We start from the raw sequence: 24,590 nt of genomic DNA, 5'->3' as shown, positions 1-24,590 counted from the left end.
CCCACCACGGGCGTAAGACCCGGGTCTTCAGGCCGTGCCGAGCAGCGCGAGGAGCACGCGGCACTCGACCCGGGCGGTCAGCAGCACCGCCCGCTCATCGATCGCGAACATCGGGTGATGGTGCGGCGCGCTGGCCCCAGTGCCGCACCCCACCCCGAGGAAGACGCCCGGCACGCGGGTTGAGAACTCGGCGAAGTCGTCGCTCGCCGAGAGCGGCGGAGCATGCACGACGGTGGCGAGACCGGCGGCGCCGATCGCGGCCTCAGCGGTGGCCGCGAGGGCGGCGTCATTGGCCAGGACGGGAGCGTGGCCTGTCCATTCGAGACGTGTTGAGCAGCCCAGCGCCCCGGCGACGCCCGCCGCGACCTCGGCCACTCGCCGGCGTGCGTACTCCCCGAGAGCTGGGTCGAACCAGCGGAGGTTGCCTAGCAGGACCGCGTCCTCAGGGGCGGCGTTCGCCGCTGTGCCGGCGCGCACCGAGCCGATGGCGACGACGAGGGCCTCGCCCATCGGCGTCTCCCGCGCCGCGGCTGATTGGAGCGCCGTCATGACGTGCGCCGCGGCGAGGATCGCGTCCGAGAACTGGCCCGGCGTGCCCGCATGGCCTGCTCCGCCGATCACGACGAGCCGGAAGAAATCCGCGCCGGCCAGGACCGTGCCGGGATTCGCCGACACGGTCCCGTACGGGACGCCGGACAGGACATGCGCACCGAGGGCCATGCCCACGCCGTCGAGCACTCCGGCTGCGACCATGGGCGCCGCGCCTGCGAGAAGCTCCTCGGCGGGCTGCAGGCAGAAGCGCACCGAACCGGGCAGCGCCTCACAGCGCTCGGCGAGGACGCCAGCGACGCCCGCGAGCGCGGCAAGATGCGCGTCATGGCCGCACAGGTGCCCGGCCGGCCCATCGGCCGCGAACTCCAGACCGGTGGTTTCGCGGACCGGGAGGGCGTCGAGCTCGGCACGCAGGAGAACGCGCGGCCCCGGGAGCGCGCCGTCCAGATCCGCGATGACCCCGGTGCCCGCGATCCCGGTGCGGACCGCTAGCCCGAGGCCCCCAAGCCTGGCGGCCATGAGCTCGGCCGTAGCATGCTCCTCGAAGCCCGGCTCGGGGTGGGCGTGGATCTCGCGGCGCCACCGGATGAGCTCGGGCTCGAGCGCGGCGAGCGCGCGATCCGCGCCCGCCGCGAGGCGTCCCGTGGCCACGCTCATGGCGCAGCCGGCTCCGGTGCGGGAATGAACCCGAGCTGCATGAGCATCCCGAACTGATCGATCACGTGCCAGTGCTCGGCGAGCCGGCCGTCCTGAACCCGGTAGATGTCGATCCCGGCGATCTCGAACGACTTGCCTGAGGCCGGCAGCCCGAGGAACGGCTCGACCTGGGTGCCCTGATTGCGCCAGCGCACCACGACGCGGTCGCCCTCGGCGATGACGTCCTCGACCGCGAAGTGCGGGTCAAGGGCGGTCACGAGCATGGACACGCGGTTGCGGAGGCCGTCGCGGCCGTCGCCCTGACCGGGCAGCGGATCGTGCTCTGCGTAGTCCCCCACCGCGATCTCGTCGATCACGTCAAGACGGCGTCCGTTGAGGACCTCCTCGTAGAACCGTCCGACAAGCCCGCGTGACGTTTCGGTAGACATGGTGTCCGTCCCTTCCTAGTGGTGTGACTTCAGTGTCAGCGCGCGCCGGGGCGGCGAACACGATGGCAACCCACCGACTTGACCACCGAGTGCGGGCCGCTGGCTCCGGTCCTACCCTTGGAGGGAACGAAGGGCGGCGCCATGGCGGCGGACACCGGACTGGGATCCGAACTCCGACGGCTGCGCACGGCGGCAGGGCTTACCCAGGAGGGCCTTGCCGAGCGCGCGGGCCTGAGCATCCGTGCTGTCAGCGACACGGAGCGCGGCCTCCGGACCCGCCTCTACCCGGACACGACGGCGCGGCTCGCCGATGCGCTCGGGCTCGCGGGGGCTGTTCGGGAGCGGTTCGCAAGTGTGGCCCGGGGTCGCTCCGCCCGGGGCGTTCTCGGCCCGCTCCCGGCGCCCCGCACGGCGCTTGTGGGCCGCGGCCGAGAGCTGGAGGCGCTCACCGCACTGCTGGCCGGGCCCGGGCTCGTGACGGTCACCGGCACCGGCGGAGTAGGGAAGACGCGGCTCGCCCTCGCGGCGGCCGGCGAGGCCGCGGCGTCGTTCGCGGACGGCATCGCCTTCGTCCAGCTCGCGAGCTGCCACGATGCCGAATCGGCGGGTCTTGCGATCGCCACGGCACTCGGGGCCAATGCGGCGCACGGCTCGACCGCCGACGTCGTGTGCACCGCGATCGGCGCACGCCGTCTGCTCATCGTCTGCGACACGTTCGAGGTCGTGCCGCAGGCCGCGCCGCTCGTCGCAGAGGCCCTCGCGCGCTGCGCCAACCTCACGGTCCTCGCGACGAGCAGGTCTTCCCTCCGGCTCGGCGGCGAGCGGCTCTGCCCCCTCGGACCCTTGGATGCCGCCGCGGCCGCGCTGCTCTTCGCCGACCGGGCCGTAGCGGCACGGCCCGGGGTTGACCTGGCCCGCTCAGGTGCGCTCGTATCGGATATCTGCGAGCGCGTCCAACGGGTCCCGCTCGCGCTTGAGCTCGCGGCGGCCCGCGTAGCCCATCTCGGCCTTGCCGATCTCCGGGACCGGCTCGGCAGCCAACTCGGCGTGCTCACCGGCGGCTCCGTGGATGACGACGCGCGTCACCGCACGCTCGAATCCACCGTCGCCTGGAGCTATGGGCTCCTCGACGGCGCGGCCCGGGCGGCGCTCGCCCGCCTGGCGTTGTTCGACGGGTGGACGCTCGCCGCAGCGGGGGCGCTCCTCTCCGAGGACCCACTGCCTGAGGTCACCACGCTCGTCGACCAGAGCCTCGTGGCGGCGCCCGATCCGTCCGACCCGCATGGTCGCTACACGATGCTCGACTCGGTGCGGGAGTTCGGGCTCGCGCGGCTCGCAGACGAGGGCATCGAACGCACCGTCCGCGATCAGCACGCCGCATGGTTCCTCGCCGCTGCCGAGTCGTCGGCGGGCGCCATGCGCAGGGCTGGCCAACGTGACGTGCACGAGGACATGGCGGCGGACCTCGGCAACCTCCGGATCGCGTTCCGGTGGCTCGAGGATTCCGGACGCGGCGAGAAGGCCCTCCGGCTCGCGGCCGCACTATGGATGTTCTGGCTCTGGCACGGTGGATTCGCCGAAGGTCGGGCGTGGATCCGCTCGGCGCTGGCCGCAGCGCACGACGCCGACCCCTCCTTGCGCGCGAGCGCCCACTGGGGCGCGGGCTGGCTCGCGTACCTCCAGGGGGACTACCCCGAGGCGAGGATCCATGCCTCGTCCCTCGCACGGCTCGCCGCCGCGAGCGGCAGCACCTCCGAGCGGCGCAACGCGCTCACCCTCACGGGAATGGTCGCCCTCGCGGACCGCCGACTCGATGACGCGGCCAGGCTCCTCGGCGAGGCCCTCGCGGCCGCCCACGTCCTCGCCGCCGACCCGCCAGCCTCGGAAGAAGGCCGGGCCGCGGGCCGGCCCGCCGATGGCCGGCCCGCGGCGGACGGCCAGCCCGCGGCGGATGGCCTGGCCCGCCATCGCCACATCGCATGGCTTGTCGCCATCTCAACCCTCAACGACGGCGTGGGCCTCACGCATACCGGAGGCCTCCCTGAGGCGTCACAGCGCTTTGCCGAGGCACGGGACAGGTTCGCGGCCCTCGGGGACGAGACGTACCGGGCACGGGCGCTCCGCCACCTCGCCGCCGTGCAGGTCCTCGCCGGAGAGGTAGCGCCCGCGCGCAGACTCCTGGAGGAGAGCCTGCGGACCGTCCACGAAGCTGAGGACCGCTTCGGCCTTGCCGAGACGCTCTCCGCCCTTGCCCACCTCGCCGCAGTCGGCCACGAGGCGAGGCGAGCTGGCGTGCTGGAGGCGAGGGCCGCCGTCGTGCGCCGGTCCCTCGGGGTAGTCCAGCACCCGTTTGACGCGATCCTCACCGAACTGCATCTCGGGCCGCTGCGTGAATCGGCGGAGTATCAGGCGGGGTGGGCCGAGGGGAATGCGCCTGACGTGGCCGGGGAAGAGGGACTGGACTGGCCCGAGGTTTTAACGTGGCCCTGAATCCGGAGTGGCCGGAAAGCGGAAGGACCCCAGCGTGTGCTGGGGTCCTTCTGTGGTGGCTCCGACCGGCGTCGATCCGGTGACCTTTCGATTTTCAGTCGAACGCTCTACCAACTGAGCTACAGAGCCTCGATGATCTCTCATCGAAAGGCAACTGACCGGAGTCATGTCGCCGAAGCGACCCTGACGGGACTTGAACCCGCGACCTCCGCCGTGACAGGGCGGCGCGCTAACCAACTGCGCTACAGGGCCTTGATTTGGGGGTCTCACCCCCGCTCACAAGACTAAGATCCTAGCAGACCGCGCAGGGCCTTCCAAAATCCAATCCGTGCGTACCCCCAACGGGATTCGAACCCGTGTCGCCGCCGTGAAAGGGCGGTGTCCTAGGCCACTAGACGATGGGGGCGCGTAGACCATCAAACTATAGGGCGAGCCGGCGCGCCGAGACAAATCAGTAGAGTTGAGGCATGGATGCGGCGTGGATGAGCGAGGACGAGTTCGAGGCTGCGGTCGACGCCGCCCTCGAGCAGATTCCGAGGAGCATCGCGAAGCACATGGACAACGTGGCCGTCTTCATTGAGGACCACTACGTCCCGCACGCCCATGAGGATCCGCATACCGTGCTGCTGGGCCTCTACGAGGGCATCCCCCTCACGGAGCGAGGCGAGTGGTACGCCGCCGGCTCGCTCCCTGACCGCATCACGATCTTCCGCGAGTCGATCCTGGAGGTCTGCGAAACCCGCGAGGACGTCATTGAGGAGGTCCTCGTGACTGTGGTCCATGAGTTCGCCCATCACTTCGGGATCGGCGACGCCCGCCTGCACGAGCTGGGTTGGGGCTGACATGGGCCACGATCACAGCCACTCCCAAGGACACTCACACGACTATGGGGCCTCTACCGCTACTGGAAGGCACCGGCGCCGGCTGCTGCTCGTCCTCGCGATCACGCTCGGCGTCGTCGTGGTCCAGCTCGTGGCGGGCCTCGTCTCCGGATCCCTCGCGCTGCTCGCCGACGCCGGGCACATGTTCTCCGACGCCGCAGGCCTCGCGATCGCCCTCACCGCCGCGTGGATCGCCGCGCGTCCCGCCACCGACCACCGCACGTTCGGCTACCAGCGGGCGGAGGTCCTCGCGGCCCTCGGCAACGCCCTCGTGCTGATCGTGGTTGCCGTCTTCATCTTCATCGAGGGCGTCCGCCGCCTCCAGGGCGAAGCGGAGGTGCAGACGACGCCGATGCTCACCGGCGCGGTGATCGGCGCCGCCGCGAACATCGCGGGACTCCTGATCCTGCACGGCGCTCACCGCGAGAGCCTCAATGTCCGCGGTGCGTACCTGGAGGTGCTCGGCGACCTCGTGGGATCGCTTGCCGTGATCGTGGCAGGGGTCGTGATCGTCCTGACGGGGTGGGTGCAAGCGGACGCCCTTGCCTCTCTCGCGATCGCGGTGTTCATCGTCCCGCGCGCATGGTCCCTCCTGCGCGACGTCGTCGACGTGCTGCTCGAAGCAACGCCCAAGGGCATGAGCCTCGAGACGATCCGGGAGCATGTCCTCTCGGCGCCGGGAGTGGTCGACGTCCACGACATCCACGCATGGACCATCACCTCCGGGGTGCCGGTTTTCTCGGCCCACGTGGTCGTCGACGACTCGGTGCTGGACGCTGAGGGGATGGACCACGTGCTCGACCGCCTGCAGGGGTGCCTCGGCGAGCACTTCGACACCGAACACTGCACGTTCCAGCTCGAGCCGGCCTCACACAGGGAGCACGAGCCCGAGCAGCACGCCTAGCCCAGGCCGCTCAGGTTGCGAGCATCGGCCCGAAGGACGGCCGATCCGCCAGCCGCTCGTCGGCCTGGTCCGGGACCACCATGACGGGGCCCTTCGCATGGTGCAGCACACCGTCTGACGTCGAGCCCAACAGCATCCCGGTGAAGCCGCCACGCCCACGGGTACCGAGCACCAGGAGCTCTACCGTCCGGGAGACGTCAACCAAGACGTCGACGGGCGCTCCGTCGACGAGACTCGTCTGCACTTCAAGGTCCGGGAAGTGGCTCTGCAGCCAGGCCACACCAGCCTTGAGCTGGCCGCGGATGTCCTCGAACAGCTGCTCACGGTCCACGGGCGCGGGGACCCAGGCGAGGCTTCCGCTGAATTGCGGCACCGCGCATACTGCCCTCAGCGGCACGCCCCGCAACATGGCCTCCTCGGCCGCGACGAGGACTGCCCTGCGGGCCTGGTCCGAGCCGTCGACACCCACCGCCACAACGTCTTCGACGGGTGCCCTGCCCTCCTTGGCCTGCTCGGCGGCCACGTACTTGTCGCCGATCGCCTCGCCGAGCCGCTCGGCGAAGCGCAGAGGGACGGTGACGGTGACGCAGTGGGCGTGGGCGGGGAGCGCGCTCGAGACCGATCCGAGGAGCCGCCCGACGAATCCGCCCCGGCCCCGCGTGCCGAACACCAGGAGCTCGGCTGCCTTGGAGAACTCGAGCAGGACGCCCGACGCATCGCCTGATTCGACCGAGGAGGTGATCTCGACGCCCTCGACCGTGCCCAGATTCGAGAGGGCCTCCTTGAGGACCGCCTCGGCGCCGTCACGGATCACGGTGTCGTCGAAGCTCGCGTAGCCTCCGTCGAGGCCGGATGCGGCGAAGAGCGGAACGCTGTAGGCAGTGACGACGTGCAGCGGGCGGCCGCGCCGCTTGGCCTCCCGTGCGGCCCATGCGAGGGCGCAGCGCCCATGGTCGGAACCGTCGACGCCCACCACGATCCCGGTGGGAAGGTCGGCCTGATCCGGATCCTGCCCGGCCGTGCCGCCCTGCGGTTGAAGCCGCTCTTCCATGGCAACCTCCTCCAAACGCTGCGAGCCTAACGCGGCCCCTCATGGCCAATGTCCCCCGGTTTCAGGGGGTGGTCAAGCCTCCGCGCGGCGGGTCTCCGAGGTGTCATGAAGGGGTCTCGATGGGGGTCTCGAAGGGTCTTTTGCGGACTGTGGAGGCGGCCTACCCAAAGCACCCGATTTTATGTAGGGTTTCAATCGTCCGTGTCGATCTGGAAGGAAGCTTTCGGATCGGCCGATGTTCTGCGAGCAGTCTGAGGGGAACACGCGAGCAGCAACCATCCGTGAACTCCGCAGGAGGACTAGCTCGTGTCTGTACCGCCGCGCCATCAGGAGAGTCTCGCCGTCGACGCTCTGACGCACGGTCCGTCGGCATCTGGGGCGGACAGCAGTCGCGGCAGCGGTAACGGCGTCGAGTCCACCAGCGCCATCGTGATCGGCACCGGGCTGTCGGGCCTCGCAGTGGCCGCAGAGCTCAACCGGCACGGGATCCGGACCGTCACCGTTGACGGGCTGGAGAGCTCCTCCCCCTCCACGGCAACGAGTGCGCTACGCGTCGCCGACCTCGCGAGTTCCGAATCGGCCGAGTACCTCGAGGTGCTCCGCCACCTCCGCAAGTACGCCACAAGCCACGGACTCGATGTCCGTCACCACGTCGTGGCCCGCCATCTCGCGCTCGTCGAAGGGCCGGCCGCCGCCGCTCCTGCGCGCTGGGCGGTGCGCACCGACGACGGCGTGGTGTTCGCGGATGCCGTGATCCTCACGCGGTGCGCGCACAACCAGCTCCGCCGATTCCTCGCCGACCTCGGCTATTCCCTCGGCGACCACCTGCTCGAGGCCCTCGCCCAGATCGGCCTGTACCTCGTGGGCATCACTGGCCTCGCGGCGCCGAGTACGCGCGAGGTTCTCCGGCAGGCGAAGCACGTGGCCACGGAGGTGGCACAACGCGAGGTGGCAGAACACGTGGTGGCAGAACACGGGACTCAGGGCGCCAGCCCCGGGCTTCAGCCAGCCTGACGCGACGGGCCTGACGCAAGCGGCCCCGCGGGTCAGCCTTGCCCGGGGCCGCCATCCTCCCCGCGCAGGAAGCGGCGCCTGGCCCCGACGCCGAGTGCGGCCAGCAGCCCGATCGCGACGACCGCGAACACCACCACTGCCCACGGAAACGGTTCGCCCTGCGCGGCGGGGGCCGCTGGCGGCGTCTGGGCGGTCCCGGGCTGCGACGCCTGGATCCCGGGCCCGACGGACGGCGAGGTCGATGCCCCGGGCGGGGAGGCCGGCGTCGTGCTTGAGGTGCTTCCCGAAGTGACGGTGAAGCCGGGGGTGTCCTCGATCGGGTGCGAGTCCGTGGAGACCGCCCGCCAGACCGCTGTATATCCGCCCGACGCCGGCGCCGAACCTTCCAGCGCGTCGTGGGCGAAGGCGGGGGCCGGGACAACGAGAATGAAGCCGACGGCCGCCAGCGCGGACAACGGCCTCAGCACCGACCGGACGCGCCGAAGGATCTGCATCACACAAGCCTAGATTTGGGCCCTTTGTAGAACAACTGGCGAGTAGGATTGATCCGGCCTCCGGGCCACCCCAACAACATCTCCCGCACCCAGGAGCGCCCATGGCAACCGCAATGGACCGGTACTTCAAGATCGCCGAGCGCGGCTCGACGGTCTCCCGTGAAATCCGCGGTGGCCTAGCGACGTTCTTCGCGATGAGCTACATCGTGGTCCTCAATCCGCTCATCCTCTCGGGAGCGGACGCCGCCGGCAGCCACCTCGGCATTCCACGCGTCGCTGCCATGACCGCCCTCGTGGCCGGCATCCTGACGATCCTCATGGGCGTGTGGGCCAAGCACCCCTTCGCGCTCGCCACGGGCCTCGGCGTCAACGCCTTCGTGGCCGTCACTGTGGCGACCCACCCCAACGTGACGTGGCCGGACATGATGGGCCTCGTGCTCATCGCGGGCGTGGTCATGTTCCTGCTCGTCCTGACCGGGTTCCGCACGGCGGTGTTCAAGGCCGTCCCGGAGGGCCTCAAGACGGCCATCGTGGTGGGCATCGGCGTCTTCATCGCCCTCATCGGCCTGGTCAACGCGGGCTTCGTGCGGCGCATCCCGGACGCTGCCGGGACCACTGTCCCACTCGGGCTCGGCGACGCCGGCAGGCTTGTGGGATGGCCCACGCTCGTGTTCGTCGTGGGGCTCGTGCTCACGATCGCCCTCATGGTGCGCAAGGTCCGCGGCGCGCTGCTCATCGGCATCATCGCCGCGACAATCCTCGCGAACATCATCGAGCTCGTGTTCCACGTGGGGCCGTCCGTGGCCCCGGGCCAGCAGCCCAACCCGGCCGGATGGTCCCTCGTCGTCCCGGGCCTCGGCAACGTGGCCCCCGTGGACCTTAGCCTGTTCGGCCAGGCCAACCCACTCGGCGCGTTCCAGCACCTCGGGACACTCGGCGCCCTCCTGCTGGCGTTCGTGATCCTCCTGAGCATCTTCTTCGACGCCATGGGCACCATGGTGGGCTTGGCCCGTGAGGCCGGGAACATCGACAAGCACGGCAACATCCCCAACGTGGACCGCGTGCTGCTCGTCGACGCCTTCGGCGCGATTGCCGGCGGCGGCACGTCGGTGTCCTCGAACCAGATCTTCGTCGAGTCCGGTGCGGGCATCGGCGAGGGCGCCCGCACCGGGCTCGCGTCCGTGGTCACGGGCCTGCTGTTCATCGTCGCGATGTTCCTCACACCGCTCATCAACCTCGTGCCGTTCGAGGCGGTCGCTCCCGCTCTCGTGGTGGTGGGCTTCCTCATGTTCCAGCAGGTGGCCAAGATCGACTGGCATGACCTGGGCATCGCGATCCCGGCGTTCCTCACGATCGGCCTCATGCCGTTCACATACTCGATCGCCAACGGCCTCGGCGCTGGCTTCATCTCCTACGTGCTCGTACGCATCTTCCAGGGCCGAGCGAGGGAGATCCATCCGCTCATGTGGGCCGTCGCAGCGGCGTTCCTCATCTTCTTCGGCATCGGCCCGGTCGAGAAACTCCTCGGGTTCTAGCTGCTCCGGCTGCCGCGGGGCCCACGCACGACGGCGGTGGGCCGCGACGACGCCCGTCCTCCCGGCGCGCGGAGACGGCTACAGGATCTTCCGAAGAACGCGGACCTTCCCGGTGCACGGCCGAAGTCCTACGCTGACGACGGCGCTGCTGACGGACACGCCGTCCCTGCACCGCTCGCAGTCCCCCGGCAATGGAAGGAATCCTCGATGACCTACACCGTCGGCTACTTCATCGGCAGCCTCTCGTCGAAGTCGATCAACCGCACGCTCTCGAAGGCCCTGATCCGCCTCGCACCCGAGTCCCTGCACTTCGAGGAGATCCCCATCAAGGACCTCCCGCTCTACAACCGGGACCTCGACGCGGACTACCCGCCGGAGGGCCGCGCCCTCAAGGCGGCGATCGAACGGGTGGACGCGGTCCTGTTCATCACGCCCGAGTTCAACCGGGATATTCCGGGGTCGCTCAAGAACGCGATCGACTGGGCGTCCCGCCCCTGGGGTACCAACTCGCTCAACCGCAAGCCGTCCGCGATCATCGGCGCGTCCCCGGGCAAGATCGGCACAGCGGTGGCGCAGCAGAACCTGCGCGGGATCCTCGCGTTCTGCAATTCGCCCCAGATGAGCGCACCGGAGGCCTACATCCAGTTCACACCGGGGCTCATCACGGACGACGGCGAAGTCAGCGACGCGAGCACCGAGCAGTTCCTGCGGCATTTCATGGAGGAGTTCGGGCTGTTCGTGGAACGGGTCCTCAGGGTGCTGCCGCAGGGCTGAACGGGCGCCGATGGAGTGCGGCCACGGCGAAGGCCGCCGCGAGGGGCAGCGCGACCGCCACGGCGCTCAGCCACGCGCCAACGCCCTGACCACCCTGGACGGCCGCGTTGAGCGCCTGGACGCCGGTTCCCCCCGCGGCGAGGAGGAAGGCCGCTGCGCCGACCAGCGGCGCGAGCCCGGCTGGAAGCCGTACCCACCGCGGCAGGTACCTCCACACGACCAGGAGCACAAGCCCGAGCACCCCGAAAGCCACGCGGTACTCGACGACCTCGCCCCAGTGGTGGGCGGCCGCCGCCTGAGCGCAGTCAAGCCCCGGGTAAGGGGTCTGGAGGACGGCGCAGCGCGCGGCTGTGTACGCGACGCCGGGTAAGTCGCCCGAGACGAACCCTGCGCCCCACAGCCGGCCGAACAGCTCGGACACCAGCCCGCTGAGGCCGACGGCGATCGCACCCACCGCTGCGAGGCCCACCGCTGGCCGCATGAAGGCACGCAGGGGCAGCCGGCCCACCGAACGCCATGGCGTCCGGAGAGACGGCGTGACGGTGCCGAGCGGCCCAAACCGGCGCACGGCCTCGAGCTCCGCAGCCTCGGGCACGAGACCTTGGGCGCGCAGGCGTGCGGCCGATTCGCGCAGATGCGTCTCCGTCTCGGAGAGCAGTCGGCGCGCCGCGCCCGGATCGGAATCGCGCGCGGCAGCGAAGAGCCCGTCCAGGTAGGCGTCGATGGGGCTCTGGCCTTCGGTGCGCCCCGCGCCCGTCGCACTCACTGTGCCGCCCCCAGCACCCTGCCCATGGCCGAGGCGAATCCTCGCCATTCCTGGGTCCTTCGTTCGAGCTCGGCGCGCCCCGTTGAGGTGAGGCGATAGACGCGGCGGCGCGCGGCGTCGTCTTCCCCCCAACGGCTCGCGGCCCACCCCTCCGCCTCGAGTCTGTGAAGCGCGGGGTACACCGAGCCTTCCTGGAGCTCGAACCCGGAGCCGCTTCGCTCGTGGATGCGAGCGATGAGCGCGTAGCCGTGGGCTTCGCCCACACCGAGCGAGGCCAGAAGCAGGAGGTCAAGCTGTCCGTTCACTGCACTGCGTCCCATACCTAGACAATCTAGGCATCCGAGGTCCGGGGCGCAATAGTTCAGCGCGCCACTGGCTCGTGGCGAAGGTACTCGCGGCGGAACGTGCCCGTCCCGGCCGTGAGGCCACGTAGCTCGACGGCGTACCGGAGGAGCTCGGCGTCGGGCACCTCGCCCGAGATGTCGGTGAACTCCCCGCCCGCGGACACGGTGCCGGTGAGGCGCCCGCGCCGCGCGGAGAGGTCGCTCATGACGGCGCCCACGTAGTCATCGGGGACGCTGATCGTCACGGTCGAGACCGGCTCGAGCAGCTGGATCCGCGCCGCGGAGGCGGCCTCGCGCAGGGCAAGCGCCCCCGCGGCCTGGAACGCCGCGTCGGAGGAATCGACGCTGTGCGTCTTGCCGCCCACGAGCGTGACCTTGATGTCCACGACGGGGAATCCTTCCGCTACGCCCCGGGCCATCTGGGCGCGTACCCCCTTCTCTACGGACTCGACATAGGTCCGCGGGATCACCCCGCCCACAATCCGGTCCACGAACTCGAACCCGCCGCCGCGCGCGAGCGGCTCCACCTCGATGTCGCAGATCGCGTACTGGCCGTGCCCGCCGGACTGCTTGACGTGCCGCCCGTGCCCGGCGGCGGGGGCGGCGAACGTCTCGCGCAGGGGGGTGACGACGTCGACCGTCTGCAGCTTCACGCCCTGCTCGCGCAGCCGGTCCAGCACGACGTCCGCATGCGCCTCCCCCATGCACCACAGGACGAGCTGGTGCGTCTCTGGGTTGCGCTCCACCCGCAGCGTCGGGTCACCGGCGGCGACCTTCGCGAGGCTCTTCGCGAGTGCGTCCTCGTCGCCGTGCGAGGCCGCCTCGATAGCCACGGGCATGAGCGGCTCGGGCATGTCCCACGGCGCCACGATCATGGGGGCCTCACGGGCGGAGACCGAATCGCCCGTCTCCGCGCTCAGGCGGGCGACGGCACACAGGTCGCCGGCCACGGCGAACGGCGCCGCTTGGAGGGACGCGCCGAAGGGCGTGTAGAGGTGCCCGAGGCGCTCGTCAGCATCATGGTCCGGGTGGCCACGGTCCTCGAGCCCATGGCCGGCCACGTGCACGGAGGTGTCCTCGCGGAGCGTCCCCGAAAACAGCCGCACGAGGCACACGCGCCCCAGGAAGGGATCCACGGTGGTCCGCACGACCTCGCCCACGAGAGGGCCGTCCGGGTCGCACCGCAGCCCCTTGACCGGCTTGCCGTCCAGATCCGCCACGGCCGGCAGCGCGTGCTCCGCCGGGGACGGGAAGCCGCGCCGGAGCACCTCGAGCACCTCGGCGGTTCCAATCCCCTCGAGAGCGGACGTGGGCACCACCGGGAAGAAGGACCCGCGGGCCACGGCATTCTCGAGGTCGCCGATGATCGTCTCGAGGCCGATGTCCTCGCCGCCGAGGTAGCGGTCCATGAGCGTCTCATCCTCGCTCTCGGCGATGATGCCCTCAATGAGTGCCCCGCGCGCCTCGTCCCAGCCGGCAAGTTCCTCGGGGCGCCCGGGCCGCATCTCTGGCTGCAGCGGTGCCTGGGCCGCGCTGCGATCCCCATAGTCCGAAACCGTGCGGGTGAGCAGACCCAGCAGACCGGTCAGCGCGCCGTCGTGCGTCACGGGGACGTACAGCGGGAGCACCGACTCGCCGAACGCCGCCTGGCAGCGGGCCAGTGCGGCGTCGTAGTCCGCGCGGGGGTGGTCCAGCTTGCTGATCACGACGGCGCGCGGCATCCCCACGCGCTCGCACTCGCCCCACAGCGCGGTGGTCGCGGCATCGATGTCCTCGGCCGCCGAGACGACGAAGAGCGCTGCGTCCGCGGCGCGGAGCCCCGCGCGCAGCTCGCCGACGAAGTCCACATAGCCCGGCGTGTCGAGCAGGTTGACCTTGACGTCCTCCGACATCACGGGGGCCAGGGAAAGGGTCACGGAGCGCTGCTGGTGCACGGCGGCCGGATCCGAGTCGCTCAGCGTGGTGCCGTCGGCGATAGTGCCCATGCGGGCGATCGCTCCTGTCGAGGCCAGGATTGCCTCGAGCAGGATGGTCTTGCCCGCGCCCGAGTGGCCCACGAGCGCCACGTTCCGGATCAGTTCAGAACGGTTCACCGCAACCGGGCCAGAGCCCTTCGCCGAACCGTTGGTGCCTCTGCCCGACATGAGTTCCTCCTGGTCTCTCCCCAGCCGGTCTCGTTCCCCCTATCCTGCCCCTCGGGCAGCGCCGAGGCGAGGGGGCGCCGCCCGGGAATCTCGGAGTCACCTCCTGAGAGTCACGTCCGGAGAGTCACGCCCCGCGGGTGGACCCACGGGAGGTGACCTTCGGGACGTGATCTCCAGAAGGTGACCGTGAGAAGGTAACCGTCAGAAGGTGAGCCTCAGATGGGTCCGGGGTACCGGACATTGGTCGCCGGGGCCTCTGGCGCGGCGGGCTCCCATGCTGGTGTGCTGGGGGGATGAGCGAAGTGTCTCCCCTGACGGTCGATATCCCCTGCGAGCCCTGGATCGGGCGCAACGACGGCGATGCCCCCGAGCACCGCCGCTGGTGGCAGGCCGTGCGGCCGTACTCGCCCGAGGCGCTCGCCGCGTCGGCGCACGCCGCTGCGTCCGACGGCGTGCGGTCGAGGCCCGCCGTACTCCTCGGCTTCCGCTCGGAGGAAGGCGTGCGGCGGAACAAGGGCCGGCTCGGCGCGATCGAGGGGCCCGGCGCCATCCGCGCCGCCCTCGGCCCGCTCGCGTTCCACCTCGGCAGGGACGTGTTCGACGCCGGAGACGTCACCGTGGTGACCGGCGGGGACGAGTTCCCCGGGGACCTCGAGGGAGGCCAGGAGCGCTTCGGGACCGCCCTGGCCGCGGCACTCGACGGCGGTGCGCTCACCGTGGGCCTGGGCGGCGGCCACGAGACGGCGTTCGCGAGCTACCTGGGCGTGGCCGGGTCCCAACGCTCGGGCGGGGTGCGCGTCGGCGTGCTGAACCTGGATGCCCACTTCGACCTGCGCGACGAGGAGCGAGGCACGTCCGGCACGCCGTTCCTGCAGATGGCCCGCGCCGAGGCCGCGGAGGGGCGCTCGCTGCAGTACGCGGTGCTCGGGATCTCCCGGCCCAACAACACGCGGGCCCTCTTCGACCGGGCGGACGAGCTCGGCGTGCGGTACCTCCTCGACGAGTACACGACCCGCGAGACCGCCGAGACCTTTGTCGAGGACTTCCTCGCCGACCTCGACGCGGTGTACCTGACGATCGATCTGGACCTGCTCCCCGCTGCCGTGGCACCGGGCGTCTCCGCCCCCGCCGCCGTAGGCGTGCCGCTCGAGGTGATCATCGCCGTCGTGCGCCGGGTCGCCGCGAGCGGGAAGCTGCTGCACGCCGACCTCGCTGAGCTGAACCCCGCCGTCGACATCGACGGCCGGACGGCGCGCATCGCGGCGCGCCTCGTCGACACGATCCTGGGGTAGCCCTATCCCAGGCTGGCACGCTCGGAACTGGCCCGCGCCGAGCCCCGCCATTCCATACCCCACAGGAACACCGCAGCAGCGGCCCCCCAAAGCCCGGCGAGCCACACCGGATCCGGGATCAGCGCGGTGATGTTCGTCTGGTCGACGGCGAACGCGTACCGCGCGTCCTGCACGATGAGGTCCTCGGTGATCCCGCCCGGCGGAACGGGGGCGAGGCCACGGGTCAGCCCCGTCGCGAGTGCGAGGTAGATGCGGCGGGCGTCGAGGAGGTCGGCGCCGAGCACTGCCTGCACGACGAAGATCAGCGGCGGCGCCGCGAGCCAGGCGATCTTGGGGTAGCGCCACGACTGGCACGCCAAGTCCAGCAGGCGCAGCTGTGAGAGCGCGAACCCGATCATGGTGCCGGCCGCGGAGAGGGTGAGGAGCAGCGCGAGCCAGTCCCCGATCTCGGCCGCGCGAAACCCCTCGAGCGCGGGGCTCGAGGTACGGTCGGCCACGTGGTCGAGGGCGAATCCGGTGATGCCGACGACGAACCCGCACACGAGCCCACGGCCCGAGTAGTCCCCCGCCATCTGGAGGGACGCGGCGATCCTCGGCCTGCCGCTCACGGTGACGAGGATGAGCCACGTCAGGACGATGCCGGGCGTCGAAGCCAGAAGAAGGCTCAGGCCCGTGACCGCGGCGTACCGGCTCACCACGACGCCTCCGACGTGGTACCCGAGGAGGCCATTGGCGAGGACCGCCGCGAGGAACACCAGGAAGACGGCGACCAGGAGCCCCCGGCGCCCTGACGTGCGTCCTTCGTGCACGCCGGGCGAGTGCACCATCCGCCCGGACTGCGGCCGGTCGCGCAACCCCTGCCGCCAGCGCACGACTCCGGCCGCGGCCTGCGTCGGCCAGCCCGCGAAGGCGTGCGCGATGGCTCCCGCGACCGTGGCCCCTGCAAACTGGGGGTCCCCTGCGGCCGCCGCGTCGAGCCGCGTGCGGGATGCTGCCCCCGACCCCGCGAGTGCGAGCACCGCGAGGTCCGTCAGGCCTCCGTGCAGCCATCCCGGGGCCCCGACCGCCCACGCTGCAACGGAGGCGGCCAGCAGCGCCGCCGACGAGGCCGCTCCCGCGAGGGCAAGCCGACCCAGACGGCTTGGAAGGGGCAGACGCGCGTCGCGCGAGGTCGACCATGCCCACGCGGCGAAGGCCGCGAAGGACGCCGCGACGAGCCGAGCGGCCGGCGCGTCCTCCGGGCCCGGGGCGAGGTCCACCTCGATCCCGAGCTGGAGTGCGGCCAGCGCGACGTACAGCACGTGGCCAGCCTACGGCCGCGGACCCCTGCCCGGGCCCGGGGCCGCGCATGCGGTCGGCGACATGCCGCACGAGGGGACCAACGGGTCGACGGGAGCCCGCACGCCGCCGGGACACCAACGGCGAAGGGGCCCGCACCTGTTGGTGCGGGCCCCTTCCCGGTTGCGAGCCTCCAAGGAGGCAGACCGCGCGGCGAGCTGTGGCTCAGCCGCGGCGGACAATCACCCCGTCCGACTTGAGGCACAGCTGGCGGTCGTGCGGGCCGTCCGAGAGGATCCACATGACGTTTCCGCTCAGCGAGACCTCCTCGACCGTCCCGCGGGACACGACCTGCGCGTGCCTCACGACCTCAACAACTTCCCCCACCGCGAGCTCGGCCCAGTTTTCCACTGGCGCCTGGTAGGCGCCCCGTCGGGACACTACCGCTCCACGTGCCTTCATTGCTCTCCACTCCTTTGTGTAGACCTTTGTCTGTTGTTGTGATGGGTGCCGGCGGAGATCGCCTGATGCCCTCAGTGTCCCCCCGTGAGGTAGGACACTCCTTTCTATCGGCTTCTGCGGCGCGCCGCCTTGTAGGGTTCGACCACGATTCAGGAGAACCGCTGTGCAACCCGACAGGGCAGCCCGCGCGCGAGCACCATTCGTCAGCGCAGACCGCCGACGGCGGCACTCACCGCAGCGACAAACTCGCCGCCCGCGAGGACCCGATCGGCCGCCTCGAGCTCCGGGGACATGAAGCGGTCCGTGCCCGGCCCGGCGACCGTCTGGCGGAGCACCTCGATGGCCGCCGCACCGCCAGGTCCGGGGACCAGTGCGCCGTCGGACGCCGCAGTGCGGATGTCGATCGCTCGGGCAGCCGTCACGAGCTCGATCGCGAGGACGCGGCGCAGGTTCTCGACAGCCTTGCGGAGCTTGCGCGCGGCGTGCCAGCCCATGGACACGTGGTCTTCCTGCATCGCGGAGCTCGGGATCGAGTCCACCGACGCGGGAACCGCGAGGCGCTTCATGTCCGAGACGAGGCCGGCCTGCGTGTACTGGGCGATCATGAGCCCCGAGTCCACACCCGGATCGTGGGCCAGGAAGGCCGGGAGTCCGTGCGAGCGGGCCGGATCCAGCATGCGGTCGGTGCGGCGCTCGGCCATCGAGGCAAGATCCGCCGCGGCGATCGCGAGGAAGTCCAGCACGTAGGCCACGGGGGCGCCGTGGAAGTTGCCGTTGGAGGAGACCCGGCCGTCGGGAAGGACCACGGGGTTGTCGATCGCGGCGGCGAGCTCGCGCTGCGCAACCGTCTCGGCGTGGGCGATCGTGTCGCGGACGGCACCGGCCACCTGCGGAGCGCAGCGCAGCGAGTAGGCATCCTGGACGCGGGAGTCGCCCTCCTTGTGGGAGGCCACAATCGCGGAGTCGCGCAGCACAGCGAGCATGTTGGCCGCCGAGTCTGCCTGGCCCGGGTGCGGGCGCAGGGCGGCGTGCAGCTCGGGCAGGAACACCTGGTCGGTGCCCATGAGACCGTCCACGCTCAGGGCCGCCGTGACGTCCGCGGTCTTGACGAGCTGGCGGAGGTCCGCGAGGGCCATGAGCAGCATGCCGAGCATGCCCTCCGTGCCGTTGACGAGGGCGAGGCCCTCCTTCTCTGCCAGGACGATCGGCTCGATGCCGTGCGCGGCAAGGAGCTCCGCGACGGGACGCTCGCCGGCGCCGCCGAACCGCTCGCCGTCGGGCCCGAACGCCTCGCCCTCGCCCATGAGCACGAGGGCCACATGGGAGAGCGGGGCCAGATCGCCGGAACAGCCGAGCGAGCCGAACTCGCGGATCACGGGCGTGATGCCCGTGTTGAGGAACGCGACGAACGTCTCGAGGACCACCGGGCGGACGCCCGTGCGGCCCGAGGCGAGCGTCTTGGCGCGCAGGAACATGAGCGCGCGGGCCACCTCAGTCTCCACGGCCGGACCCATGCCGGCGGCGTGCGAGCGGATGAGGGACTTCTGCAGCTGCGTGCGCTTGTCCTGCGGGATGTGCAGGTTCGCGAGCGCCCCGAAGCCAGTCGAGATGCCGTAGGCCGGGATCTCGGAGGCGGCGAGCGCCTCGACGTGGGCGCGGACACGGGCCACCTCGGCGAGCGCCTCGGGCGCGATCGTCACCTTGGCGCCGTGGCGGGCGACGGCGACGACGTCCTCTGCAGTGAGGCCATGCGTGGAGAGGGTGACCTCGGTCGGGAGGGTTTCCGTAACGGTGAGAGTCATGTCAGTTCCTGTTCTCGGCGGTCTCAGCGGCCGGCCATGGGGATCTTGACGCCGCGCTCGGCGGCGACTTCGACGGCCCGCTCGTAGCCGGCGTCGACGTGGCGGATCACACCCATGCCCGGGTCGTTGGTGAGGAGGGCGGTGAGCTTCGCGGCGGCGAGCTCGGTGCCGTCGGCCACGGAGACCTGGCCTGCGTGGATCGAGCGGCCGATGCCGACGCCGCCGCCGTGGTGGATCGAGACCCACGTGGCGCCCGAGGACGCGGCGGTGAGGGCGTTGAGGAGTGGCCAGTCGGCAATCGCGTCCGAGCCGTCCTTCATGGCCTCGGTCTCGCGGTACGGCGAGGCGACCGAGCCGGAGTCGAGGTGGTCGCGGCCGATGACGATCGGCGCCTTGACCTTGCCCTCGGCGACGAGCTTGTTGAAGAGGAGGCCGGCCTTGTGGCGCTCGCCGTAGCCGAGCCAGCAGATACGGGCCGGGAGGCCCTCGAACTCGACGCGCTCTTCAGCGGCGTCGAGCCACTTGTGCAGGTGCTTGTTCTCGGGGAAGAGCTCCTTGATTGCCTCGTCGGTGACCTTGATGTCCTCCGGGTCCCCGGACAGGGCCACCCAGCGGAACGGGCCGAGGCCCTCGCAGAACAGCGGGCGGATGTAGGCCGGGACGAAGCCCGGGAACTCGAAGGCACGCTCGTAGCCGCCCTTGCGGGCCTCGTCGCGGATCGAGTTGCCGTAGTCGAAGACCTCGGCGCCGGCGTCCTGGAACTCGACCATGGCCTGCACGTGGCGGGCCATCGCGTTCTGGGCCTTCTTGGTGAAGCCCTCCGGATCGGCCTCGGCCTCGGCATGCCACTGCTCGACCGTGTACTCGGTCGGCAGGTAGGACAGCGGGTCGTGGGCGGAGGTCTGGTCAGTGACGACGTCGATCGTCAGCTCGCCAGCCTTGTGGCGGCGGAGCAGCTCGGGGAAGACCTCGGCGGCGTTGCCGACGTAGCCCACGGACCAGCCGCGGCGCTCCTCCTTGGCCTTGACGACCTTGGCGATGGCGGTGTCGAGGTCCGTCTCGACCTCGTCGAGGTAGCGCTTGCCGACGCGGCGGCGCAGGCGGGTCTCGTCGACGTCGACGATGAGGCACGCGCCGTCGTTCAGCGTCACGGCGAGCGGCTGGGCCCCGCCCATGCCGCCGCAGCCGCCGGTGAGGGTGAGGGTGCCGGCAAGCGGGCCCTCCCCGTCCGAGGTGGTGTGGCGGTTCTCGGCGGCAAGCTTGCGGCCCACGGCGGCGAACGTCTCGTACGTGCCCTGGAGGATGCCCTGCGTACCGATGTAGATCCACGAGCCGGCCGTCATCTGGCCGTACATCGTGAGGCCCTCGGCCTCGAGGCGGCGGAACTCGGGCCAGTTCGCCCAGTCGCCCACGAGGTTCGAGTTGGCGATGAGCACACGCGGCGCCCACTTGTTGGTGCGGAAGACGCCGACTGGCTTGCCGGACTGCACGAGGAGGGTCTCGTCGTCGTCCATGTCCCTGAGCGTGTCGACGATCGCGTCGAAGGCCTTCCATGAGCGCGCAGCGCGGCCGGTGCCGCCGTATACCACGAGGTCGTCTGGGCGCTCGGCAACCTCGGGGTCGAGGTTGTTCATGAGCATGCGCAGCGGCGCCTCGGTCTGCCAGGACTTGGCGGAGATCTCGGTGCCGCGGGGGGCGCGGACCGGGCGGGCGCCGGTGGTGAAGTCCGCCTTCGGCGTGGGACGGACCGTGGGCTCTGGCTGGGTGCTCATCGTGACTCCTGCGTCAGCGTCGATGTGAGTGGTGTCTGTTGGGCCGTTCGGCCCTCTGCATCTATGACACCGCGTCGAGAGGCGGAGAAACAGGGGAATCGGAGGGGAGCTGTCCGGGATTCCGGACGCAGGCCAGAGGCATATTCAGCGCACGAGGGCGACCGGCTGGTTGGGCCCGACGAGTCGCCGAAGGCAGTGCGATGCCGTCAGAGCCGCCCCGACAACAGGTACGCGAAGCGGCCCTCAGGACCTGGCGGTCGCGAGCTTGGACCGAACTCGCACGAGAGGCGCTTGGGGATCCTGCGGTTGGGGAAGGGCAGCCAGAGCGAACTGGTCGATGACATCGGGCCGGAAGACGAGGCACTCCGTCGAGCCGCCGAACTGGAAGTATCCCAGCTCGTCGCCCTTGTCCACGTGGTGGCCCGGGACGATCTCCGCGTCGATGACGCAGGACGAGACCTCGACCATGCCCACGGGAATCACCGCCATGAGGCCGATCACGGGGTCGTCGGCTTGGATCAGGATGATCGCCCGGGCCGAGACATGGGCCAGATACGCCTGCGAGAGACTCGCCTCCACGGCGTCGGCCCCCTCGGACTCTGCCTCGGAGAAGTACGTGCCGTCCTTGAGGTACGCGCGCACGATCGTTCCGGCGACGGGAGCGTGCCACCGGTGGTAGTTCAATGCGCTCAGGAACGCCTGGTACACCGTTCCGCCCACAAACTGGTCCACCGACTCGTCGCGCGCGAGCAGGTCTTCGAGCGAATAGGGCTGGCCCTTGACCCAGAACCGGCTCTGGCGTTGAACGCCGGAGCTGATCTTGTACGGGGTCGACTCGCAGGCGCTGACGATGACCTTGTCATCGTCAGGCGCGGCGACCGGTCTGGCGGTCGATGTGAGCCGACGGGCGAAGAAATCGTTCCACGACGTGAAGCCCCAGTGCTCGGCGAGGGCATCGTGCTGGTAGTCGTCCATCCCGACGACCTGCCGCGCCTTCTCCGACATCCACCCCGACGACGAGGTGTTCAACACATACAGCGAGTCCTCGCTGCTCAAGAACTCGCACCAGGCGTCCAGAACCTTGCGGAACATGGCGATGATGCGCGGATCGCGGTGGGCCGCGAACCCGGCTTCGGTTCCCATGGTCCAATCGAGGATCGCCGTCAACGGCGTGGTCACCATGCCGCCTTCGCTGAACTCCGGTGCCGTCGTGAGGACTTCGTTGATCAGCCGGAGCATCTGGTCAACGCTCGTGAGGTGCCGTTTGCGGTAGGGCTTCGACGTCGGAACCTGCTCGATCATCTCCGTCATGTAGAGACGGACCACCGGATCGCTGGCAATCAGTTCCTGGAACTCCACGATCACTGGATGCAGGGGAACATCCTCACCCCGCGCCTCGACCCGTTCCCGGTGGCCGGAGATCCATTCCTCGAGGTCGTCCTGCTGCTCGGGCAGCCAGCCACCCCATCGTCGGACACGGTCAGATGACGAGATAAGGGTCATGGGCCCGAGACTACTCGCCTCATGACCGGCACCACACCCACGCGCGGCGTGCCGCGGCGGGACGCCGTCGCTACTTCACGCAGGGGATTCCGCCGCCCTGGAGGGGGCCCTGCCAGTCCGCGTAGGTCGTGGGGGCGGGGCTCGCCGTCGTGCTCGCGGCGTCCGGCGACAGGGACGACGACGGCGCGGCCGCCCCTGTGCTGTCCGTCCCGCCGGACGAGGCCTCGCCCCCCGACTCCGACGAGGCCGATGCCGACGCTGCCGGTGTCGAAGCGGCCGGGGTCGGAATGGCGGGGGGCGGCGTCGTGGGCTGCGGGGGCTTCGGTGCGAGGAGGTCTCGCACGGTCGCGCGAATCTGGCCGACGTCGACAAGGTTGATGGACGCCCCCTCGGGAGAGGTCCCGAAGCCGAGGATCGGAAGGGTCGTGAAGGAGATGTTGCCGCCCCTGAGCGAGCTGGCCTGCTGGGAGAACTCGAGGAGATCGAGGCCGCGGTCGATCGCCATGTTCTTGCTCACGGCGTCGAGCACCGCCTCCATCTTCGGCAGGTCCGTCAGCGTCCCGGCCTGCTTGAGCTGGTGCAGCACCGAGGCGATGAACGCCTGCTGGCGGCGCGAGCGGTCGAGGTCCGTGAAGTTGTAGGTGGGATCGGAGGTGTCCCGCCGCTGGCGGACGAACGACATCGCCTGCTGTGCGTTGATCTGCTGCATTCCCGCACGGAAGTCCGCGCCGGAGAACGTGTCCTGGGTGGCCCGGTTGACGCACACCGTGATCGGCTGGATGGCGAGGGCCACCTGGTAGAACGCGACCATCGTGATCTCGACGAAGTGGTCGATCTGCACGCCGCCGAGGAATTGGGAGACCGTGGCGATCTCGGCGGCGCGGCCGGCGTCGCGCGCCGACTGATACGTCGCGTCGTCGTTCGGCTTTCCCTGGGCGAGGAGCGTGGACTGCTCGGCCGCGAAGCCGTAGCTGTAGGCCTCCTTGACCTTGGCCATGAAGCCAGCTCCGGGAAAGCCAGCGGTCTGGACGTAGTCGTCGCGCGGTATCGAGACCGCGGTGGACTGGGAGCCATCGGCCGGGATATGCACAAGCATTAGCACGTTCGCGTTGTAGAAGCCCACGCTGTCGTCACCTGCGTGCAGCGCGTCCTGGATGTCCTGCGGGAGGGGGTTGCCGTTCTCGTCGAGCCTCGAGTCGAGACCCATGATGAGGACGTTGGTGTCCTTGGACAGCTTCGGCACGGCGGAGGCAGAGGGGCTAGCGGACTGCTCCGTGAGCGCGCGGGACAGCGCGTCCGAGCGGCGCACGTTGCCGTTGAACCTCGCCGCCAGCTGCGCCACGTAGACGGCGCTGCCGGCGGCCGCGAGCGTGACCACGATCGCCACGATGGCCAAGACCTTCGGCCACCTGCGCCGGCGCGGCGCGAATCGGCGGCCTGTACCGCGTGCCTGCTCCCCCATGCGAGCTGCCTTCCGCGCGGCGCACCGCGTGGCGAGGAACGCCACTTGAGGGCACCGACATGTGATGCACACCATACCGCCGGCCAGCGGGCCGCGCACCACCTCGAGCGTCAGCCGCGCCCGTAGATCCTCGCCGTGAGCTCGCCCGCGACCCTCGTGACGCGCCTCGCGAGATCCTCGCGGCGCTCGGCAGGCACACGATCTCCCTCGAATGTCACGGCGACGGCAGCCGTGGGCCACCCGGTGTGGTCCAGGACCGCGGCGGCGACCGATGCGAGCCCCGGCGTGATCTCACCGTCCTCGGTGGCATAGCCGCGCTGCCTCACCTGGTCCAGTTCGGACTGGAGCGTCGAGTACGAGCGGATCTGCGTCCCTTCATCCGTGCGGGTCGAGAACGCGGCGGCATTCGGGTAGAGCGCGCGGACCTGCGACTTCGGTAGCGCGGCGAGGATCGCCCGCCCGCTCGCCGTGAGGTGGCTCGGAAGGCGCACACCCACGTCGGTGACGAGGGAGGGCCGGTTCTTGGCCCGTTCTTCGGCGATGTACAGCACGTCCCGGCCGTGCAGGACGGCGAGGTGCGCGCTCTCGCCGATCGCATCGACGAGAGCCGCGAGCACAGGTCGGCCCAGACGCGAGAGGGGCTCCTGGCGCGAGAAGGCGCTCGAGAGCTCGAACGCCCCGATCCCTAGACCGTAGCGCTGCTCCTCCTTCAGATGCATGACGAATCCGCTCTCCTCCATGACCGCCAGGAGGTGGTACACCGTGGAGCGCGGCAGGCCGAGCTGTGTCGCGATCGCGGAGGCCGGCTGCGGCCCACGGCGTGAGGCGAGCAGGCGCAGGATGCGCAGGGTGCTCTCGGCGGCGGGCACCTTGGACTTCTGGTCGAGCTCGGGCATGGCACCTCGGTCGGGTCGCTGTCTGTAATACCGAACTCCAGTGTGCACGCGGACGACGGTTATGCGCATCCGCCGCTGTCCGGCTACCG

The 24,590-nt window shown here is 70.4% G+C and carries 21 protein-coding genes and 3 tRNA genes; 7 read left to right on the top strand and 17 right to left on the bottom strand.

The genetic code is table 11. The features are described 5' to 3' along the window. Window positions 1–27: 27 nt before the first annotated feature. Both AB5L97_RS01760 and AB5L97_RS01755 read right to left on the bottom strand, forming a co-directional pair. The gene (locus AB5L97_RS01760; protein ID WP_369046226.1) at window positions 28–1,209 is read right to left on the bottom strand and encodes a M20 metallopeptidase family protein; all 1,182 of its coding nucleotides are present in this window, start codon (window positions 1,207–1,209) and stop codon (window positions 28–30) included. Beyond that, window positions 1,206–1,637 carry an ester cyclase gene (locus tag AB5L97_RS01755; RefSeq protein ID WP_307957043.1) on the bottom strand — a complete coding sequence of 144 codons (432 nt, stop codon included), beginning with the start codon at window positions 1,635–1,637 and terminating at the stop codon, window positions 1,206–1,208. Before AB5L97_RS01755 ends, AB5L97_RS01760 begins: the two co-directional genes overlap by 4 nt. 141 nt (window positions 1,638–1,778) lie before the next feature. On the opposite strand from AB5L97_RS01755, the gene AB5L97_RS01750 reads away from it, so the two are divergent. Continuing rightward, the gene (locus AB5L97_RS01750; RefSeq protein WP_369046225.1) at window positions 1,779–4,127 is read left to right on the top strand and encodes an ATP-binding protein; all 2,349 of its coding nucleotides are present in this window, start codon (window positions 1,779–1,781) and stop codon (window positions 4,125–4,127) included. 53 nt (window positions 4,128–4,180) lie between these two features. Here the strand turns inward: AB5L97_RS01750 and AB5L97_RS01745 are convergent. The 3 genes from AB5L97_RS01745 to AB5L97_RS01735 form a co-directional block, all read right to left on the bottom strand. Further along, window positions 4,181–4,256, bottom strand: a tRNA-Phe gene (locus AB5L97_RS01745). A gap of 49 nt (window positions 4,257–4,305) precedes the next feature. Next, window positions 4,306–4,379, bottom strand: a tRNA-Asp gene (locus AB5L97_RS01740). An 81-nt stretch (window positions 4,380–4,460) separates the two neighbouring features. Then, window positions 4,461–4,533: transfer RNA gene (locus tag AB5L97_RS01735), tRNA-Glu, on the bottom strand. 61 nt (window positions 4,534–4,594) lie between these two features. Here AB5L97_RS01735 and AB5L97_RS01730 point away from each other — a divergent pair. Together AB5L97_RS01730 and AB5L97_RS01725 are read left to right on the top strand one after the other, a co-directional pair. Beyond that, on the top strand, window positions 4,595–4,969 hold the full coding sequence (locus tag AB5L97_RS01730) for a metallopeptidase family protein (RefSeq protein ID WP_369046224.1): 375 nt from the start codon (window positions 4,595–4,597) through the stop codon (window positions 4,967–4,969). A gap of 1 nt (window position 4,970) precedes the next feature. Further along, a complete protein-coding gene (locus tag AB5L97_RS01725; protein ID WP_369046223.1) occupies window positions 4,971–5,912 on the top strand; it encodes a cation diffusion facilitator family transporter in 942 nt (313 codons plus the stop codon). A 10-nt stretch (window positions 5,913–5,922) separates the two neighbouring features. Here AB5L97_RS01725 and AB5L97_RS01720 read toward each other — a convergent pair whose 3' ends face one another. Next, on the bottom strand, window positions 5,923–6,963 hold the full coding sequence (locus tag AB5L97_RS01720; RefSeq protein ID WP_307957050.1) for a universal stress protein: 1,041 nt from the start codon (window positions 6,961–6,963) through the stop codon (window positions 5,923–5,925). Between the two features lie 306 nt (window positions 6,964–7,269). On the opposite strand from AB5L97_RS01720, the gene AB5L97_RS01715 reads away from it, so the two are divergent. Further along, window positions 7,270–7,977 (top strand): FAD-dependent monooxygenase, encoded by a 708-nt coding sequence (locus tag AB5L97_RS01715; RefSeq protein ID WP_307957051.1) that lies wholly within the window; start codon window positions 7,270–7,272, stop codon window positions 7,975–7,977. 32 nt (window positions 7,978–8,009) lie between these two features. On the opposite strand, the gene AB5L97_RS01710 is transcribed toward AB5L97_RS01715, so the two are convergent. Beyond that, window positions 8,010–8,471, bottom strand: coding sequence for a copper resistance protein CopC (locus AB5L97_RS01710; RefSeq protein WP_307957052.1), 462 nt, complete (start codon window positions 8,469–8,471; stop codon window positions 8,010–8,012). A gap of 101 nt (window positions 8,472–8,572) precedes the next feature. Between AB5L97_RS01710 and AB5L97_RS01705 the strand changes: the two genes are divergently transcribed. Next, window positions 8,573–10,006, top strand: a complete 1,434-nt coding sequence (locus AB5L97_RS01705; protein ID WP_369046222.1) for an NCS2 family permease — start codon at window positions 8,573–8,575, stop codon at window positions 10,004–10,006. A 207-nt stretch (window positions 10,007–10,213) separates the two neighbouring features. Then, complete coding sequence (locus AB5L97_RS01700) at window positions 10,214–10,780, top strand: NADPH-dependent FMN reductase (protein WP_369046221.1); 567 nt, start codon at window positions 10,214–10,216, stop codon at window positions 10,778–10,780. Here AB5L97_RS01700 and AB5L97_RS01695 read toward each other — a convergent pair. Genes AB5L97_RS01695 through AB5L97_RS01685 form a run of 3 tightly spaced genes read right to left on the bottom strand, consistent with a single transcriptional unit; the run spans window position 10,758 to window position 14,034 of the window. Next, window positions 10,758–11,594 (bottom strand): hypothetical protein, encoded by an 837-nt coding sequence (locus AB5L97_RS01695; protein WP_369046220.1) that lies wholly within the window; start codon window positions 11,592–11,594, stop codon window positions 10,758–10,760. The two genes, AB5L97_RS01700 and AB5L97_RS01695, sit on opposite strands and share 23 nt — an antisense overlap. Next, a complete protein-coding gene (locus AB5L97_RS01690; protein ID WP_369046219.1) occupies window positions 11,543–11,866 on the bottom strand; it encodes a PadR family transcriptional regulator in 324 nt (107 codons plus the stop codon). Before AB5L97_RS01690 ends, AB5L97_RS01695 begins: the two co-directional genes overlap by 52 nt. A 41-nt stretch (window positions 11,867–11,907) precedes the next feature. Continuing rightward, the gene (locus tag AB5L97_RS01685; protein WP_369046218.1) at window positions 11,908–14,034 is read right to left on the bottom strand and encodes an elongation factor G-like protein EF-G2; all 2,127 of its coding nucleotides are present in this window, start codon (window positions 14,032–14,034) and stop codon (window positions 11,908–11,910) included. 293 nt (window positions 14,035–14,327) lie between these two features. Between AB5L97_RS01685 and hutG the strand changes: the two genes are divergently transcribed. Beyond that, entirely contained in the window at window positions 14,328–15,326 is a 999-nt protein-coding gene (gene hutG / locus AB5L97_RS01680; RefSeq protein WP_369046217.1) for a formimidoylglutamase, read from the top strand. 2 nt (window positions 15,327–15,328) lie between these two features. On the opposite strand, the gene AB5L97_RS01675 is transcribed toward hutG, so the two are convergent. From AB5L97_RS01675 to AB5L97_RS01645, 7 genes are all read right to left on the bottom strand, one after another. Then, a complete protein-coding gene (locus tag AB5L97_RS01675; RefSeq protein ID WP_369046216.1) occupies window positions 15,329–16,627 on the bottom strand; it encodes a hypothetical protein in 1,299 nt (432 codons plus the stop codon). 202 nt (window positions 16,628–16,829) lie between these two features. Further along, a complete protein-coding gene (locus tag AB5L97_RS01670) occupies window positions 16,830–17,015 on the bottom strand; it encodes a hypothetical protein (RefSeq protein ID WP_307957060.1) in 186 nt (61 codons plus the stop codon). 254 nt (window positions 17,016–17,269) lie between these two features. Beyond that, entirely contained in the window at window positions 17,270–18,868 is a 1,599-nt protein-coding gene (gene hutH / locus AB5L97_RS01665; RefSeq protein WP_369046215.1) for a histidine ammonia-lyase, read from the bottom strand. 23 nt (window positions 18,869–18,891) lie between these two features. Continuing rightward, complete coding sequence (locus AB5L97_RS01660; RefSeq protein WP_369046214.1) at window positions 18,892–20,640, bottom strand: urocanate hydratase; 1,749 nt, start codon at window positions 20,638–20,640, stop codon at window positions 18,892–18,894. A 243-nt stretch (window positions 20,641–20,883) separates the two neighbouring features. Further along, window positions 20,884–22,143 carry a phosphatidylserine decarboxylase family protein gene (locus AB5L97_RS01655; protein ID WP_369046213.1) on the bottom strand — a complete coding sequence of 420 codons (1,260 nt, stop codon included), beginning with the start codon at window positions 22,141–22,143 and terminating at the stop codon, window positions 20,884–20,886. Window positions 22,144–22,213: 70 nt separating this feature from the next. After that, complete coding sequence (locus AB5L97_RS01650; protein ID WP_369046212.1) at window positions 22,214–23,605, bottom strand: LCP family protein; 1,392 nt, start codon at window positions 23,603–23,605, stop codon at window positions 22,214–22,216. A gap of 110 nt (window positions 23,606–23,715) precedes the next feature. Further along, a complete protein-coding gene (locus AB5L97_RS01645; protein WP_369046211.1) occupies window positions 23,716–24,501 on the bottom strand; it encodes an IclR family transcriptional regulator in 786 nt (261 codons plus the stop codon). Window positions 24,502–24,590: the final 89 nt, after the last annotated feature.

Source organism: Sinomonas sp. P10A9, from assembly GCF_041022165.1.
GTDB lineage: Bacteria > Actinomycetota > Actinomycetes > Actinomycetales > Micrococcaceae > Sinomonas > Sinomonas puerhi.
This window is presented reverse-complemented; position numbering and strand designations above follow the sequence as displayed.

What these genes read in the sequence shown, in the direction of transcription:
- AB5L97_RS01660 (WP_369046214.1), bottom strand. Translation starts at nt 20,640, where the DNA reads ATGAGCACCCAGCCAGAGCCCACGGTCCGTCCCACGCCGAAGGCGGAC.
- hutG (WP_369046217.1), top strand. Translation starts at nt 14,328, where the DNA reads ATGAGCGAAGTGTCTCCCCTGACGGTCGATATCCCCTGCGAGCCCTGG.
- AB5L97_RS01710 (WP_307957052.1), bottom strand. Translation starts at nt 8,471, where the DNA reads ATGCAGATCCTTCGGCGCGTCCGGTCGGTGCTGAGGCCGTTGTCCGCG.
- hutH (WP_369046215.1), bottom strand. Translation starts at nt 18,868, where the DNA reads ATGACTCTCACCGTTACGGAAACCCTCCCGACCGAGGTCACCCTCTCC.
- AB5L97_RS01760 (WP_369046226.1), bottom strand. Translation starts at nt 1,209, where the DNA reads ATGAGCGTGGCCACGGGACGCCTCGCGGCGGGCGCGGATCGCGCGCTC.
- AB5L97_RS01695 (WP_369046220.1), bottom strand. Translation starts at nt 11,594, where the DNA reads ATGGCGAGGATTCGCCTCGGCCATGGGCAGGGTGCTGGGGGCGGCACA.
- AB5L97_RS01645 (WP_369046211.1), bottom strand. Translation starts at nt 24,501, where the DNA reads ATGCCCGAGCTCGACCAGAAGTCCAAGGTGCCCGCCGCCGAGAGCACC.
- AB5L97_RS01725 (WP_369046223.1), top strand. Translation starts at nt 4,971, where the DNA reads ATGGGCCACGATCACAGCCACTCCCAAGGACACTCACACGACTATGGG.
- AB5L97_RS01730 (WP_369046224.1), top strand. Translation starts at nt 4,595, where the DNA reads ATGGATGCGGCGTGGATGAGCGAGGACGAGTTCGAGGCTGCGGTCGAC.
- AB5L97_RS01655 (WP_369046213.1), bottom strand. Translation starts at nt 22,143, where the DNA reads ATGACCCTTATCTCGTCATCTGACCGTGTCCGACGATGGGGTGGCTGG.
- AB5L97_RS01650 (WP_369046212.1), bottom strand. Translation starts at nt 23,605, where the DNA reads ATGGGGGAGCAGGCACGCGGTACAGGCCGCCGATTCGCGCCGCGCCGG.
- AB5L97_RS01720 (WP_307957050.1), bottom strand. Translation starts at nt 6,963, where the DNA reads ATGGAAGAGCGGCTTCAACCGCAGGGCGGCACGGCCGGGCAGGATCCG.
- AB5L97_RS01690 (WP_369046219.1), bottom strand. Translation starts at nt 11,866, where the DNA reads ATGGGACGCAGTGCAGTGAACGGACAGCTTGACCTCCTGCTTCTGGCC.
- AB5L97_RS01700 (WP_369046221.1), top strand. Translation starts at nt 10,214, where the DNA reads ATGACCTACACCGTCGGCTACTTCATCGGCAGCCTCTCGTCGAAGTCG.
- AB5L97_RS01750 (WP_369046225.1), top strand. Translation starts at nt 1,779, where the DNA reads ATGGCGGCGGACACCGGACTGGGATCCGAACTCCGACGGCTGCGCACG.
- AB5L97_RS01755 (WP_307957043.1), bottom strand. Translation starts at nt 1,637, where the DNA reads ATGTCTACCGAAACGTCACGCGGGCTTGTCGGACGGTTCTACGAGGAG.
- AB5L97_RS01685 (WP_369046218.1), bottom strand. Translation starts at nt 14,034, where the DNA reads ATGTCGGGCAGAGGCACCAACGGTTCGGCGAAGGGCTCTGGCCCGGTT.
- AB5L97_RS01705 (WP_369046222.1), top strand. Translation starts at nt 8,573, where the DNA reads ATGGCAACCGCAATGGACCGGTACTTCAAGATCGCCGAGCGCGGCTCG.